The sequence below is a fragment of the Pandoraea horticolens genome (assembly GCF_902459555.1).
Classification (GTDB): domain Bacteria; phylum Pseudomonadota; class Gammaproteobacteria; order Burkholderiales; family Burkholderiaceae; genus Pandoraea; species Pandoraea horticolens.
Genome location: NZ_CABPSM010000001.1, coordinates 518,741 through 532,443, shown reverse-complemented (window position 1 = coordinate 532,443; position 13,703 = coordinate 518,741). Strand labels below are relative to the sequence as shown.

12 protein-coding genes are annotated in these 13,703 nt (G+C 65.4%); 9 read left to right on the top strand and 3 right to left on the bottom strand.

From position 1 onward, the window contains the following. The first annotated feature begins 9 nt into the window (after positions 1-9). The 7 genes from PHO31112_RS02470 to PHO31112_RS02440 are packed head-to-tail and all read left to right on the top strand — an operon-like array spanning position 10 to position 7,813. Positions 10-498: a chemotaxis protein CheW gene (locus PHO31112_RS02470; protein WP_150619018.1), complete on the top strand. Its 489-nt coding sequence runs from the start codon at positions 10-12 to the stop codon at positions 496-498. Continuing rightward, entirely contained in the window at positions 495-1,940 is a 1,446-nt protein-coding gene (locus PHO31112_RS02465) for a CheR family methyltransferase (RefSeq protein WP_150619017.1), read from the top strand. The genes PHO31112_RS02470 and PHO31112_RS02465 overlap by 4 nt, the downstream gene beginning before the upstream one ends. Further along, positions 1,937-2,590: a chemotaxis protein CheW gene (locus tag PHO31112_RS02460; protein ID WP_150619016.1), complete on the top strand. Its 654-nt coding sequence runs from the start codon at positions 1,937-1,939 to the stop codon at positions 2,588-2,590. Before PHO31112_RS02465 ends, PHO31112_RS02460 begins: the two co-directional genes overlap by 4 nt. Next, positions 2,587-4,998, top strand: a complete 2,412-nt coding sequence (locus PHO31112_RS02455) for a hybrid sensor histidine kinase/response regulator (RefSeq protein WP_150619015.1) — start codon at positions 2,587-2,589, stop codon at positions 4,996-4,998. The genes PHO31112_RS02460 and PHO31112_RS02455 overlap by 4 nt, the downstream gene beginning before the upstream one ends. Beyond that, a complete protein-coding gene (gene cheB / locus PHO31112_RS02450; RefSeq protein ID WP_150619014.1) occupies positions 4,995-6,002 on the top strand; it encodes a chemotaxis response regulator protein-glutamate methylesterase in 1,008 nt (335 codons plus the stop codon). The genes PHO31112_RS02455 and cheB overlap by 4 nt, the downstream gene beginning before the upstream one ends. Before the next feature lie 13 nt (positions 6,003-6,015). Next, complete coding sequence (locus PHO31112_RS02445) at positions 6,016-7,059, top strand: diguanylate cyclase (RefSeq protein ID WP_425495146.1); 1,044 nt, start codon at positions 6,016-6,018, stop codon at positions 7,057-7,059. Between the two features lie 16 nt (positions 7,060-7,075). Next, entirely contained in the window at positions 7,076-7,813 is a 738-nt protein-coding gene (locus tag PHO31112_RS02440) for a glutathione S-transferase (protein WP_150619013.1), read from the top strand. Between the two features lie 13 nt (positions 7,814-7,826). On the opposite strand, the gene PHO31112_RS02435 is transcribed toward PHO31112_RS02440, so the two are convergent. From PHO31112_RS02435 to PHO31112_RS02425, 3 genes are all read right to left on the bottom strand, one after another. Continuing rightward, positions 7,827-8,420 carry a GNAT family N-acetyltransferase gene (locus PHO31112_RS02435; protein WP_150619012.1) on the bottom strand — a complete coding sequence of 198 codons (594 nt, stop codon included), beginning with the start codon at positions 8,418-8,420 and terminating at the stop codon, positions 7,827-7,829. A gap of 133 nt (positions 8,421-8,553) precedes the next feature. Next, positions 8,554-9,939, bottom strand: coding sequence for a TAXI family TRAP transporter solute-binding subunit (locus PHO31112_RS02430; protein ID WP_150619011.1), 1,386 nt, complete (start codon positions 9,937-9,939; stop codon positions 8,554-8,556). 73 nt (positions 9,940-10,012) lie between these two features. Continuing rightward, on the bottom strand, positions 10,013-10,933 hold the full coding sequence (locus PHO31112_RS02425) for a LysR family transcriptional regulator (protein WP_150619010.1): 921 nt from the start codon (positions 10,931-10,933) through the stop codon (positions 10,013-10,015). 266 nt (positions 10,934-11,199) lie between these two features. Between PHO31112_RS02425 and PHO31112_RS02420 the strand changes: the two genes are divergently transcribed. Both PHO31112_RS02420 and PHO31112_RS02415 read left to right on the top strand, forming a co-directional pair. Continuing rightward, on the top strand, positions 11,200-12,390 hold the full coding sequence (locus tag PHO31112_RS02420; protein WP_150619009.1) for a M20 aminoacylase family protein: 1,191 nt from the start codon (positions 11,200-11,202) through the stop codon (positions 12,388-12,390). Beyond that, positions 12,387-13,697, top strand: a complete 1,311-nt coding sequence (locus PHO31112_RS02415; RefSeq protein ID WP_150619008.1) for an MFS transporter — start codon at positions 12,387-12,389, stop codon at positions 13,695-13,697. The genes PHO31112_RS02420 and PHO31112_RS02415 overlap by 4 nt, the downstream gene beginning before the upstream one ends. Positions 13,698-13,703 lie beyond the last annotated feature (6 nt).

The window sequence follows — 13,703 nt, the reverse complement described above, 5'->3', positions numbered from 1 at the left end:
GACATCGCCATGTTGTTCCTGCGTTTCGCCATCGCGACCGATCATTACGTCATCGAAGCCAACCATGTGGCCGAGGTGCTGCCGTGGCTCGCGCTCAAGCGCATGCCCGCCGCACCGGCCTGGGTGGCGGGGGCGTTCAGCTATCGCGGCGAGTCGGTGCCCGTCATCGATCTGACGAGGCTCGCCACCGGCGCGGGGGCGCCCGAGCGCCGGTCGACGCGTCTGGTACTCGTGCATTACCCGGAACCCGGCCCCAACGCGCGTCGCCTCGGCATCCTCGCCGAACGCGCGACCGATATGCTGCGTGCCGACGCTTCAGCCTTCCAGGCAAGCGGCGTCGATTTACCCGAAGGCCGCTATCTCGGCCCGGTGCTCGATACCGATGAAGGACTCGTGCAGTGGGTGCGCGTCGATCAACTGCTCACCGACGAGGTGCGCGCGCTGCTGTTCGATGCGTCGCGCGATGCCTTGGCCGAAGCGCCGGAGGCGTCGTCATGAGCCACGTGCGAAGCATCGAACGTCTGCTGCGCGACACCATGGGCCTCGACGCACAAACGCTCGGGGCGAATGCCATCTCGCGCGCCGTGCACGCCCGGCTCGCCGCGTTGTCGCCCGACCTGCATGACTTGCACGATGCGTCCTCCTATTCGCAGTACTGGCAGCGATTGCAGCAATCGCCGCAGGAGCTTCAGGCGCTGATCGAAGCGGTGGTGGTGCCCGAGACCTGGTTCTTCCGTCACCGCGACGCCTTCACGGCGCTGGCGCAAATGGCGCGCGACGAACGCAATGCGCGAAGCGGGACGATGCGCGAGGCGCAGGCATTACGACTGCTGAGTCTGCCCTGCGCTACCGGTGAGGAGCCGTATTCCATCGCCATGACGATGCTGGACGTGGGCTTCGCCGCGAACGAATTCACCGTCGACGCGCTCGACATCAGCGAGCGTGCGCTCGCCGTGGCCCGCGAGGGGTTATACGGCCGCAACTCGTTTCGCGGGCCGCCCGCATCGATGCAGTTTCGCGAACGCTATTTCACGAAGGAAGACGACAACTTTCGCGTCGTCGACGCGCTGCGTACCCAGGTGCGCTGGCATTCAGGCAATCTGTTCGATGCGTCGCTCGTCGATCGGCTTGGCACGTTCGACTTTGTGTTCTTCCGTAACGTGCTGATCTACTTCGACCGCGAGGGACAGTGCCGCGCGATTGCCGCGCTCTTGCGTCTCATGCGCCTGGGCGCGACGCTCTTCGCCGGACCGGCCGAAGGCGGCACGCTGACCAGCAACGGGATGACGTCGACCGGCCACGCACAGGCGTTTTCGTTCCGTGCGACCGGGCCCGTAAGCGATATGGCGCCCTCGCCCGCTGGCGTATTCCCTATTGCTGAGACACTCGACTCGTTCAACACGACACTGCCGGTGAGTCCCGTCGATGCGGTTGCGCAACGGCGCACGCCGGCGATTCATGTGGCGCACGCCGGCCCCGCACGCGCATTCGTGCCGTTGCCGCCAACGCCACCGGTGACCCCGTCCGTTGCGCCGCGCGCCGCCGCCTCTGCCGATATTCGCGAACAACTCGAGCAGGCGCGCGTTGCTGCCGACGCCGGCGATTTCGTCCGCGCGGTGGCGTTGTGTCGACACGTGCTCGCGACGGATCGTGCCAATGCGCAGGCAGAATATTTGCTCGGACTGGTCGAAGACGCGCGCGGCGACGCGCAGGGGGCGCTCATTCATTACCGTCGTGCGCTGTATCTCGATCCGGCACATTACGAAGCGCTCGTGCATTGCGCTGCGCAGCTCGATGCGCGAGGCGACACTGCCGGCGCCAAACGACTGCTCGAACGCGCCGAACGCACACAACGCTCGGCAGGCGCGGCGGGCACGGCTGGTCCCTCGGCCACCGAACCTCATGACCACGCGCATCGCGACGGGACTCGACATCGATGACAAATCGCGAAATCGCGCGTGAGACCGGTCTCACCTCCGGGGAGCGCAACCCGAATCTCAGGCTGAACGCCGACACGCATGCCTTGCATCGGCAGGCGGCAGAGTTGCTCGACCGGTTGCCGGTCGTGCCCGTCGACCCATCGCCCTGGCGCGCCGTTCCCGGCGAGGACGAAGTGGCGCGCGGCCCGTCGCTGCTGCTGTTCCGTGTGGCCGACGAATGGCTGGCGTTACCCGTCTCGACCATCGAAGAGGTGGCGCCGATGCGTGCCTGGCATTCGGTGCCGGGGCATCGCCAGCGAGCGCTGCTTGGACTGGTCAACTTGCGCGGCGCGCTGGTGCCGTGCCTGTCGCTGGAGGAACTGCTCGGCGTGCTACCCGCACCGCAAGCTCGGGCCACACCCTCGAGTCCCTTGCGCACGGGGGCGTCGCGTCTGCTGGCGCTGCGTCATGGTCACCATCTGAGTGTGTTTCCCGTGACGGAAGTCCACGGCACCGTCACACCGGCCAAAACGGCAATGGGGGCGGTGCCTGCTACGACGCTGGGTGCGACCGATGGTTTCGCCGTCGCGGTGCTGCGCTGGCGCGAACATGTCGTTGGCGTACTCGATCCGTTGCGCGTGGGCGCGGCGTTCGACCGGAGTCTCGCATGAGCGACGATCTGCAGAACGCCACATTGCTCGACCTGTTCCGTATGGAGACGGAGGCGCAGGCGCAAGTCCTTGGCGACGGGCTGTTGGCGCTGGAGCGAACACCGGCCGATGCGTCGCGCCTTGAAGTCTGCATGCGCGCGGCGCACTCGCTCAAAGGCGCGGCGCGTATCGTTGGCATCGAGGCCGGCGTCTCGCTCGCGCACGTGCTCGAAGACGCCTTCGTGGCGGCGCAACGCGGCGCGCTGGTTCTTGACGTGGCGATCATCGACCGCCTGCTGCAGGGCGTGGATCTGCTCATGCGGCTGGCGCATCCACCGGGCCGCTACGCGGGCTGGACGCAAGGCGCAGGCAAGGCCGAGATCGACACCTTCGTTTCCGTGCTCACCGAACAACTCGCCACGTTGACGAGCGGCGCGACGCCGGAAGCTGCCACCTCACATGCGCCCACGGCGTTCGATTACGCCAGCTATGGCATGGAGACGGCGCAGCCATCCGTTGAGTCCCGGCCGGTACCTGCGGGGGCGGAGGCACCACCGCTTACCCCCGCGTCGCACGACACGCGGGATACCCACCCGCCCGCTCACCCCGCGCACCCCGCGCACCCCGAATATCGCGCGCGAGAAGACGATGAAGGCACGGACCACGCCTCGCGCGCGCTGCGCGTATCGGCCGACAGCCTGAACCGGTTATTGCGGCTATCGAGCGAGGCGTTGGTGGCTTCGCGCTGGTCGCAGCCGTTCGCACAATCGCTGCAACGGCTCAAGCGGCACCAGCACGAAGCGGGCGATGCGCTCGACCGGGTAAGCTCGGCGCTCGCGCAAGCGGCAGATCGTTCCGACGAAGATCGTCAGCAGCTTCTCGCGGCACTGGCCGATCTGCGGCGTGCACTCGGTGTAGGCGGATCGTTGCTGGCCGAACAGATCCGCGAACTTGACCAGTTCGACCGGCGCTCGACGCAACTGTCGCAGCGGTTGTACGACGAAGCGCTCGCTTGCCGTATGCGGCCGCTCGACGACCGGCTGTGCGGATTCGCGCGCATGGTGCGCGATCTGGGCCGCGCGCTCGGCAAACCGGCGCGGCTGGAAATTCGCGGTGCGGACACGCAAGTCGACCGCGACATTCTCGATCAGCTCGAAGCGCCATTGGGCCATTTGCTGCGTAACGCCGTCGACCACGGACTGGAGAGCCCGGCCGAGCGTGCTGCGGCAGGCAAACCTGCCGAGGGTGTCATTACGCTGAGTGCGCGGCACAGCGCGGGTCTGCTGCTTGTGAGCGTGGCCGACGACGGCGCAGGTATCGATCTCGAGCGCGTGCGGCGATCGGTCATCGCACGTGGGCTGGTTGCACAAGACACCGCGCAGCAGCTCGACGACAACGAACTGCTCGAATTCCTGATGTTGCCCGGCTTCACACTGCGCGATACGGTGACGGATGTCTCGGGCCGAGGCGTCGGCCTCGATGCGGTGCGGGCCATGGCGGCGCTGGTGCGCGGCACGGTGCGCATCGAGCATGCGCCGGGGCGCGGCACGAAGTTCGTCCTGCAATTGCCGCTGACGCTTTCGGTGGTGCGCAGTTTGCTTGTCGAGATCGACGGCGAGCCGTATGCACTGCCGCTGTCGAGTCTGTCGCGCACGCTGGCGCTGCCGCAGGAGAATATCGACATGCTCGAAGGCCGCCCGCACTTTACGCTGGACGGCAATCAGATCGGGCTGGTGAGTGCGCAGCAGGTGTTGTGCGGCAGCGAACCTGTTGCGGTGGCCGGCGATCAGCCGGTGGTCGTGTTCGGCGAGGGCGATGCGCGCTACGGTCTGGCCGTCGACAAATTCCTCGGCGAACGTATGCTCGTTGTGCAGCCTTTGGATACGCGGCTGGGCAAGGTGCCCAACATCGCTGCCGGTGCGCTCACCGAAGACGGCTCGCCGCTGCTCATCATCGATACGGCCGATCTGGTGCGCTCGATTGCGAAGGCCGTGGAGATGGGGGCGCTCGAACGGCTGCCAGTGCGAGCCGCACAGGCGAGCGGGCGTAGCCGCAAGCGCGTGCTGGTCGTCGACGATTCCCTGACCGTGCGCGAACTCGAGCGCAAACTGCTCGCCGCGCGCGGCTACGACGTCAGCGTTGCCGTCGACGGCATGGATGGCTGGAATGCCGTGCGCAGCGAAACCTTCGACATGGTGATTACGGACGTCGACATGCCGCGCCTGGACGGCATCGAACTGGTCTCGCTCATCAAGCGCGACGCGCGCACTGCCGATGTACCGGTCATGATCGTTTCATACAAGGATCGCGAGGAAGATCGCCAGCGCGGACTCGACGCGGGCGCGGATTATTACCTTGCGAAAGGCAGCTTCCACGACGACACGCTGCTGCGTGCCGTGGTGGATCTCATCGGGGAGTCGGGATCATGAAAATCGGGATCGTGAACGATTCGATCGTCGCCGTCGAAGCGCTGCGCCGCACGCTCGCGCGACGCCCGGGATTCGATGTGGCCTGGGTGGCGCACGACGGCGCACAGGCGGTGGCGATGTGTGCGCCTGCGCCGCCGGATCTCGTGCTGATGGATCTTGTCATGCCGGTGATGGACGGCGTGGCCGCCACACGCGAGATCATGCGCCGCACGCCCTGCCCGATTCTCATCGTGACCTCGGACGTCGGCCATCATGCGAGCCTCGTGTTCGACGCGATGGGGGCGGGCGCCGTGGACGCCGTCGACACGCCGGTGCTCGGGGCGTCGGATCTGGCGCGCCCGGCGTCGTCGCTGCTCGCGAAGATCGACGCCATTGCTGCCCAGCAGGCCGATGCACGGGTGCCGCAACCCGTGATCGCACCCATCGCCGCTACGGGTACCGACGCGCTGGTGGCCATCGGTGCGTCCGCTGGCGGGCCGGCCGCGCTCGCAACGCTGCTCGGACGGCTGCCCGCGAACTTCGCCGCGGGCGTGATCGTCGTACAGCATGTGGACGATGCGTTCACCCCCGGCATGGCGACCTGGCTCGATCAGCAAACACCGCTTACCGTGCGTCTGGCGCAGGCGGGCGAGCGCCCGGCGGCGGGGGTGGTGCTGCTCGCAGGCGGCAATCGTCATCTGCGTGTCGAGGCGAGCGGCCGTTGCGTGTATACCGACGAGCCGAAGGACGCCGTTTACCGGCCATCCATCGATGTTTTCCTGCAAAGCGTGGCCGAGAACTGGCGCTCGAGCGCGGTGGGTGTGCTGCTCACGGGCATGGGACGCGATGGCGCGTCCGGGCTTGGCGCCATGCGTGCGCGTGGCTTTATTACGATTGCACAGGATCGCGCGACAAGTGCCGTGTACGGCATGCCCAAAGCGGCAGCCGAAGCGGGCGCAGCGTCGGAGATTCTGGCGCTACCGACCATTGCGCCACAGTTGGCGGCGTTGTTTGGAACTGTATGACAGGACGTAAATCATGACCACGACCCCACGTCAACCGAAGCCGGCGGAGCAAACGCTAGGCGCCGCGAGCAGCCTGAACGATTCGTCGGCGATGGTGTTGCTCGTCGACGATCAGGCGATGGTCGGCGAAGCGATTCGGCGAGCGTTGACCAACGAGCCGAATATCGACTTCCACTACTGCGCGAATCCCGAAGATGCACTGCGCGTGGCAGAACAGACGCGCCCGACCGTGATCCTGCAGGATCTGGTGATGCCGGGCACCGACGGTCTGTCGCTGGTACGGCAGTATCGCGGCAGTCCGCTCACGCGCGACATTCCGATCATCGTGCTCTCGACGAAGGAAGAGTCGACGGTCAAGCGCGAAGCCTTCGCGGCGGGGGCCAACGACTATCTGGTGAAGCTGCCCGACACCATCGAGCTGGTGGCCCGCATTCGTTACCACTCGCGCTCGTACATGAACCTGCTTCAGCGCGATGAGGCGTACCGTGCGCTGCGCGAGAGTCAGCAGCAGTTGCTGGAAACGAATCTGGAGTTGCAGCGGCTGACGCATTCCGATGGCCTCACCGGGTTGGCGAACCGCCGCTATTTCGACGAGTACTTCGGTGCGGAATGGCGTCGCGCGTTGCGCGAGCAGCGCGAGATGGCGTTGCTGATGATCGACGTCGATAACTTCAAGATCTATAACGACACGTACGGCCACATCGCGGGTGACGACGTGCTGCGTCGCATTGCCCGCACGATTGCCGATGCCGCGTCGCGTCCGGCCGATCTTGCCGCGCGCTTCGGTGGCGAGGAGTTCGTGATGGTCCTGCCGAATACGACGGGCGACGGCGCAGCCGTCATCGCCGAGAAGGTGCGCGCTCAGATCGACGCGATGGCGATTCCCCACGTGGGTTCGGCCAGCGGCCGCCATGTGACGATCAGCCTCGGCGGCGCCGCGTTGGTCCCGCGCACTCACATGGCGTCGACCTCGTTGATCGAGTCGGCGGATCTGGCGCTCTATCGCGCCAAACAACAGGGCAAGAATCGCGTGGAGATGCAGCCGGGCGCTTCCTGAAGCCTGAGGGGGGTACATGACCTTCGAACTGTTCTATTGGCCGGGCCTGCAAGGGCGCGGCGAGTTTGTCCGCCTCGCCTTCGAGGCTACCGGCACGTCGTATGTCGAGATCGTGCAGGGCAAGCCGCCCGGTCAGGGCATGGACGGCCTGTTGCGCACGATGGACGATCCCGTGTGCACCGACCCGCCCTTTGCGCCGCCCTTCCTGCGCGTGGGCGACGAACTGATCGGGCAGACGGCAAACATTCTGGCGTATCTCGGGCCGTTGCTCGGCCTCGTGGGCGAGTCGCCCCGTGCGCGCCGCTGGGTCAACCAGTTGCAACTGACGTTGGCCGATCTCGTGGCCGAAGTGCACGACGCTCACCATCCCATCGCGAGTCGTCTGTACTACAGCAATCAACGCATGGAAGCGCGCAAGCGCACCGCGGAACTGATCGACTACCGTCTGCCGAAATTCTTAGGTTACTTCGAACGTGTGCTGGCGAACAATCCGTACGCCGGTGGCTGGCTTTCCGAAGGCGCGATGTCGTATGCCGACCTTTCGCTGTTTCAGGTCGTCGAGGGCCTGCGTTACGCATTCCCGCGCGTGATGTCGGGATTCGCCAAGGCGTTTCCACGCTGTCAGGCGACGCATGACGCCGTGGCGCGCGTGCCGCGGATCGCAGCGTATCTGAAGTCGTCGCGCCGCACCCCGTTCAACACTACCGGCATCTTCCGCCACTACAAGGAACTGGATCGCGCCTCGCCGTTTTAACGCGGCGGGCGGGTCAGGCCGGCAGCGTCGTGTCGCCCGCGCTCAGCGGCCGTTGCATGAGCACGGTGTCGATCCAGCGGCCGAACTTGAAGCCGACGGATTTGAGCACGCCGGCCTGCACGAAGCCGCACGCGGTATGCAGGGCGAGCGACGCCGCATTGCCGCTGTCGCCGACGTTGGCAATCAACTGCCGCCACGGACCGCCTTCGCAGCGCGCGATGAGCGTGAGCAGCAGCGCGCGACCCACGCCCTGCCCGGTCGTATCGGCGGCGATATACACGGAGTCTTCCAGCGTGAAGCGGTAGGCCGAACGCGGCCGGTAATGCGTGGCGTACGCATAGCCGAGCAGCTTGCCGTCGCGTTCGGCGACGAGATACGGCAGTCCCGCGTCGAGCACCTTCGCGCAACGGGAGCGCATTTCGGCCTCGTCGGGCGGCACTTCCTCGAACGATGCGGTGCCGGTACGCACATGATGGGCGTAGATGGCCGTGATGGCCGGCAGATCCTCGTCGCACACGGCGCGCACCGTGCATGCGCTGCGCGCCAGTTCGACGCCGGCGCGTTGCGGTGCACCGGGAGCGGAGGAAGGTGAGGAGGACGACGGCATACGAACAGACCAGGACGTTGAATTTCACGACGGGCCGGTGTTCCGGCCCAGGACTGTCAGCAGTTTGCGCTTTGTCCGTTCATAAGAAAAGCTGGTGCTGATTATGAATCGCATAAGCATGACTTTGAGATGCTCAGGCGCCCTCTACGCTTTCCTCGCCTCCGGCAGCGCTCGATTCTGCATTCATGGTGTCGAGCCGCTGACGCACGAAACCGATGTGCTCGCGCAGCACGTAGAACTGGTCGGCGTAGGCGAGCGGAATCTTCAGACGATTGACGGCGGCTTCGATGGCATCGAGCCGGTGGCGAAGGCTCCGGTACTCGACGTGCGCGTCGTTGGCCAGCGCTTCGCGTTCCAATGCGATGAGCGCCCCGTACCAGCGATACAACCGCGATTTCACGCGCCAGCTATACAGCGACGGTACCAGCCGGAATGCCGGAATCAACACCACGATGATCGGCACGAGCAGTACGACGATGCGGTCGGCGAGGCTCGCGATCCAGAACGGCAGGTGCCGGTACAGGAAACCCTTGCCCGACTGGTAGTAGCGCGCGGCGTCGTCGGAGATCGGGAATTCATGCGCCTGCGCCGACGGAAACTCTCCGGCACGCTGCAACAGATTGGCTTTGCCGTGCACTTCCTTGGCGGCTTCGATGAGCAGGTCCGACAGCGCCGGATGCAAGCTGTCGCGCGCCACGAGTTCGACCGTCGGGCTGATGACGTGCACCGGTTGCGCCGGGAGATTGCGTCCGAGATCGAAGACCCCGCGCGGTAACGTCAATTGATTCAGATAGGTGAAGCGGCGTGTGTACGCATCGGCTTGCGCGAAATCCATCAGATGCACGCCGGGGGTGCGCATCAACTTGCCCATCGTCGGGCCGGTGGCGGTGTCGCCGGTGAGCATGGTGGCGTCCACACGGCCGTCGATCAGCGCTTGCGCGGCCTCTTGTCCGTCGTAGGCGGTGAGCGTGGTTGCACCGCCCGGCTCGATGCCGTTCGCCTTGAGTAGCGTGAGCGACAACGTTCGTGCGCCACTACCCTCGCGGCCGATGGCGATGCGCTTGCCCGTCAGGTCCGACAGCTTGGTCACGCGTGCGCCGCGATAGAACACGGAGATCGGGGCGTAGAAGACGCTGCCGAGCGACACAAGACCGTCGACATCGAGACCCTGCGATACGCCGCCCTGCACCAGTCCGAGGTCCACATTCTGCGTTTCGTCGGCGAGCCGCTCGACGTTCTGGCGCGAGCCTTCGGAGGTGAGTACGTTGAGCGTGATTCCGTCGCGCGCGAGTATCGTCTTGTAGCGCTGTGCGGCGTTCCAGAACGAGCTGCCTTCCGGGCCGGCACTCAGGGTGACGGTGCGCGGCGGTGCCGGCTTCACGAGCCATACCGCGAGCCAGACGGCCGCAATCGCGATGAGCACCACGGGGCCGAAGGATACGGCGAGATCGCGCCAGGAAATTGCGACGAAGCGCGCACGGAGTCGCCGGTGGGCGGGTGGGTTCGAGTCGGTTGTCATCAACAGGCCGGCATATCCAACACCGGGCCGATCATACGCCATCCGCAGCAACTGGCGACGCCGCGCGGGCAAATCAGCGGTGTGCGAGGCTTTGCGCGAGTTGTTTCCATAGGTGATCTGCGGCGGGCGACAGACGCCGGCCCACGCGCGTCATCATCTGGCTGGAGAAGCCCATCGCGATCGGGTGGTCGATGGGCACGGCCACCAGCTCGCCGAGTTCGATGCCGCGCCGCGCCGTAATGGCCGACATGAAGGCCACGCCCAGACCGGCCGCCGCGAGCGTTTGCGCTGTGTTGAACAGATCGACGCGATAGGCGGGAGTCACGTTCAGACGTGCCGTGTCGAGCACCGAGTGCACGAAGTGCTGCACGCCGTGCGCCTCGGTCATGAAGATGAGCCGCTCGTGCACCAGTTCCGACGGCGGCACGCTCGTCATCCTGGCGAAGCGATGCGTAGGGGCGACCACGGCGCAAAGGGCTTTCGGTGCGAACGGGTGTATGCGCATGGCGGGATCGTCCGCCGAGCGTGCGCACAGACCGATATCCACCACGTCGTCGCGCACGAGCGAGAGTACCGCGGGCGTTGGGCCGGAGCGAATCTCGACCAGAATGTCCGGATAGCTCATCGAGAATCGTTGCAATGCCTGCGCGATCAGGCGGCCGATGAAACCTTCCCCGACCCCGATCGCGACCCTGCCGCGCTTCAGATGCCGGTATTCCTCCAGCCGCGCCGACAGGTCGTGCTGACGGCGTTGGCCGTCGCGGTAGTAGTCGATGAGCACCTGACCGATCTCGGTGACGCTCACATTGCGTCCGCGCCGCTCGATCAACGGGAAACGCAGACGCCGCTCAAGTGCGGCGACCTGCCGGCTGACCACGGACGGATTCACGCCCAGCGCTTCGGCGGCCATGCGCACGCCGCCCGTCGCGGCAATTTCGGCGAGATATTTGAGCGGACGCTCGCCAATGTCGTCCATCCACGACTCGTTTGCCATGTTTGCTTCACTGTGACGTTCGAGCGAATACACCGGTCCGACCCGGCGTTGACCCGGTGGCCGCCGCTGGGCGCGTCCAATGCGCCGATGATTCTCTATAAGTTATTGAATCGGAGATGATTTTTCCGTCGATGCCAACATTTTCCTGCTGTGGCAGCGAGTTTGATTGTTGACTTGAGAGCAACATTTTGCCGTGGTTTGCGTCATGGGTGGGGATTTTCGTCGGTGCAATACTCCGCGATATTCAGAAAAACGAGGAGTCCCCGATGAGCGAGATTCGCTATTGCGAAGTGGGTGATCTGGCCGATGCCCGCGAGCAACTGGCCGACATTCGTCACCATATCCACCAACACCCCGAGCTGTCCTACGAGGAAGTCGACACGTCGCGTTACGTGGCGCAGAAACTCGAAAGCTGGGGTTATCAGGTCACGCGTAACGTCGGCGGTCACGGCGTAGTGGCCTCGCTCACCGTGGGCACGAGCGGTCGCACCGTGGGGCTGCGCGCCGATATGGATGCGCTGCCGATTCACGAGCAGACGGGTCTCGCGTATGCCAGCGTGCACGACGGCAAGATGCACGCCTGCGGCCATGACGGCCATACGACCGTGCTGCTCGGCGCGGCGCAACATCTGGCGAAGACGCGCAATTTCGACGGCACCGTCCATTTGATTTTCCAGCCGGCGGAAGAAGCCGGTTCGAACAGCGGCGCCGAGCAGATGATTGCCGACGGCCTGTTCGAGCGCTTCCCGTGCGAAGCCATCTTCGGTCTGCACAATCACCCCGGCGTGGCTACGGGCACGTTCGGTTTTCGCGCCGGTCCGCTCATGGCTGCGTGCGACACCGTCAAGATCCGCATCCACGGCCGTGGCGGCCACGCGGCGCGCCCGCACCTGGCCATCGATCCGGTGGTGATCGGCAGCAGCCTCGTGATGGCGCTGCAAACCGTGGTCGCGCGCAATATCGACCCGACAGAAGCCGCAGTGGTCACCGTCGGCACGTTCCATGCCGGTTTTGCCCCCAACGTGATTCCCGAAGACGCCACGATGGAAATGAGCGTGCGCTCGTTCTCTGCGAAAGTACGCGCCACGCTCGAAGAGCGCATCCGCGCGCTGGTGACGTCGCATACGGAAGGCTACGGCGCGAGCGCCGACATCGAGTACATCCGGGGTTATCCGGTGCTGGTGAACAGCGAGGCAGAGACGGAATTTGCGCGCAGCGTGGCCGAAGCGCTGGTCGGTACCGAGCACGTCATCTCGCCGTTCCCGCCGATCGCGGGCAGCGAGGACTTCGCCTACTACCTGCAGAAGGTGCCGGGCTGCTTCATCCGCCTGGGTAACGGCGAAGGCAAGCCGATGCTGCACAACGCCAAGTACGACTTCAACGACGACAATCTGACCATCGGGGCCGCCTTCTGGACGCGACTGGTCGAACGCTTTCTCAGCAAGGATCGCGCATGAGCATCGCAACGCAATCGCTTCCGATTGACGGCGCACAGCCGTCGACAATGAGCCCGGCGCAGCAGCGCAAGATCGTTTTTGCCGCCGTCATCGGCAACCTGCTGGAGTTCTTCGACTTCACGGTCTACAGCTATTTCGCGCTGACCATCGGCAAGCAGTTCTTCCCGGCGGACGACCCCATCACGTCGTCGCTGCTCGCGTTCGCGGTGTTCGCCGTGGGCTTCGTGATGCGTCCGCTCGGCGGCATCGTGATCGGCCGATATGCCGACCGTGCCGGACGCAAGCCGGCGCTCACGCTTACCATCGGGCTGATGGCGCTCGGCTCGGTGGCCATCGGCCTCGCGCCGACGTATGCGCAGATCGGTCTGGCGGCACCGCTGCTGATCGTGGCGGCGCGTTTGCTGCAAGGCTTTGCGCAAGGCGGCGAGTTCGGCGCGGCGACGGCCACGCTGCTGGAAATGGGGGGCGCGAAGAGCCGTGGCTTCCGCGCAAGCTGGCAGTTGGCGAGCCAGGGCGCGGCCGCTTTGCTCGGCTCGGGTCTTGCCGCAAGCCTCGGCTTCCTGCTCTCTGACGACACCATGCATAGCTGGGGCTGGCGTATCCCGTTCCTGCTGGGCACGCTGATCGCACCGGTCGGTATCTACCTGCGCCGTCACATTCAGGAAGAGCCGCCGAAGCCGAAGACCGTTGCCGGTCGCGACGATCCCAAGCATGGCCTGTACGTGCGCAACTGGTTCCTCACGATCTTCTCGATCATGGGGATGTCGGTGTCGACGTACGTGATGATGTATTACATGCCGACGTACTGCATTCAGTACCTGGGCCTGCCGCCGAAGATGTCGATGCTCGCCGGCGTTGCCGCCAGCACGATCTCGCTGGTGATGTGCCCGATCTACGGCGCGTTGTCGGACAAGATGGGCCGCCGCAAGCCGCTCACGATCGCCGGCCGCGTGGGGCTCATCGTGCTGCTGTATCCGGCGTTCTGGATCATGACGCACTTCCCGTCGCTGCCGGTGGTGCTCGCCGCCCTGATTGTGCTGATGCTCTGCTACACGATGGGTTCGGCCCCGGCTTACGCGCTGATGCCGGAGAACTTCCCGAAGCATCTGCGTGCGGGCTACATGTCGAGCGCGTATGCCATCGCGGTGTCGGTGTTCGGCGGTACGGCGCAACTCGTCGCGGGCTGGCTGATTCGCACGACCGGTAACAAGATGGCGCCGGCCTGGTACATGATCGCCTGCGTGATCATCTCGCTCATCGCCGTGTCGATGTTTGAAGAAACCGGCAACAGGGCGCTCGACGAGTAATCGTCC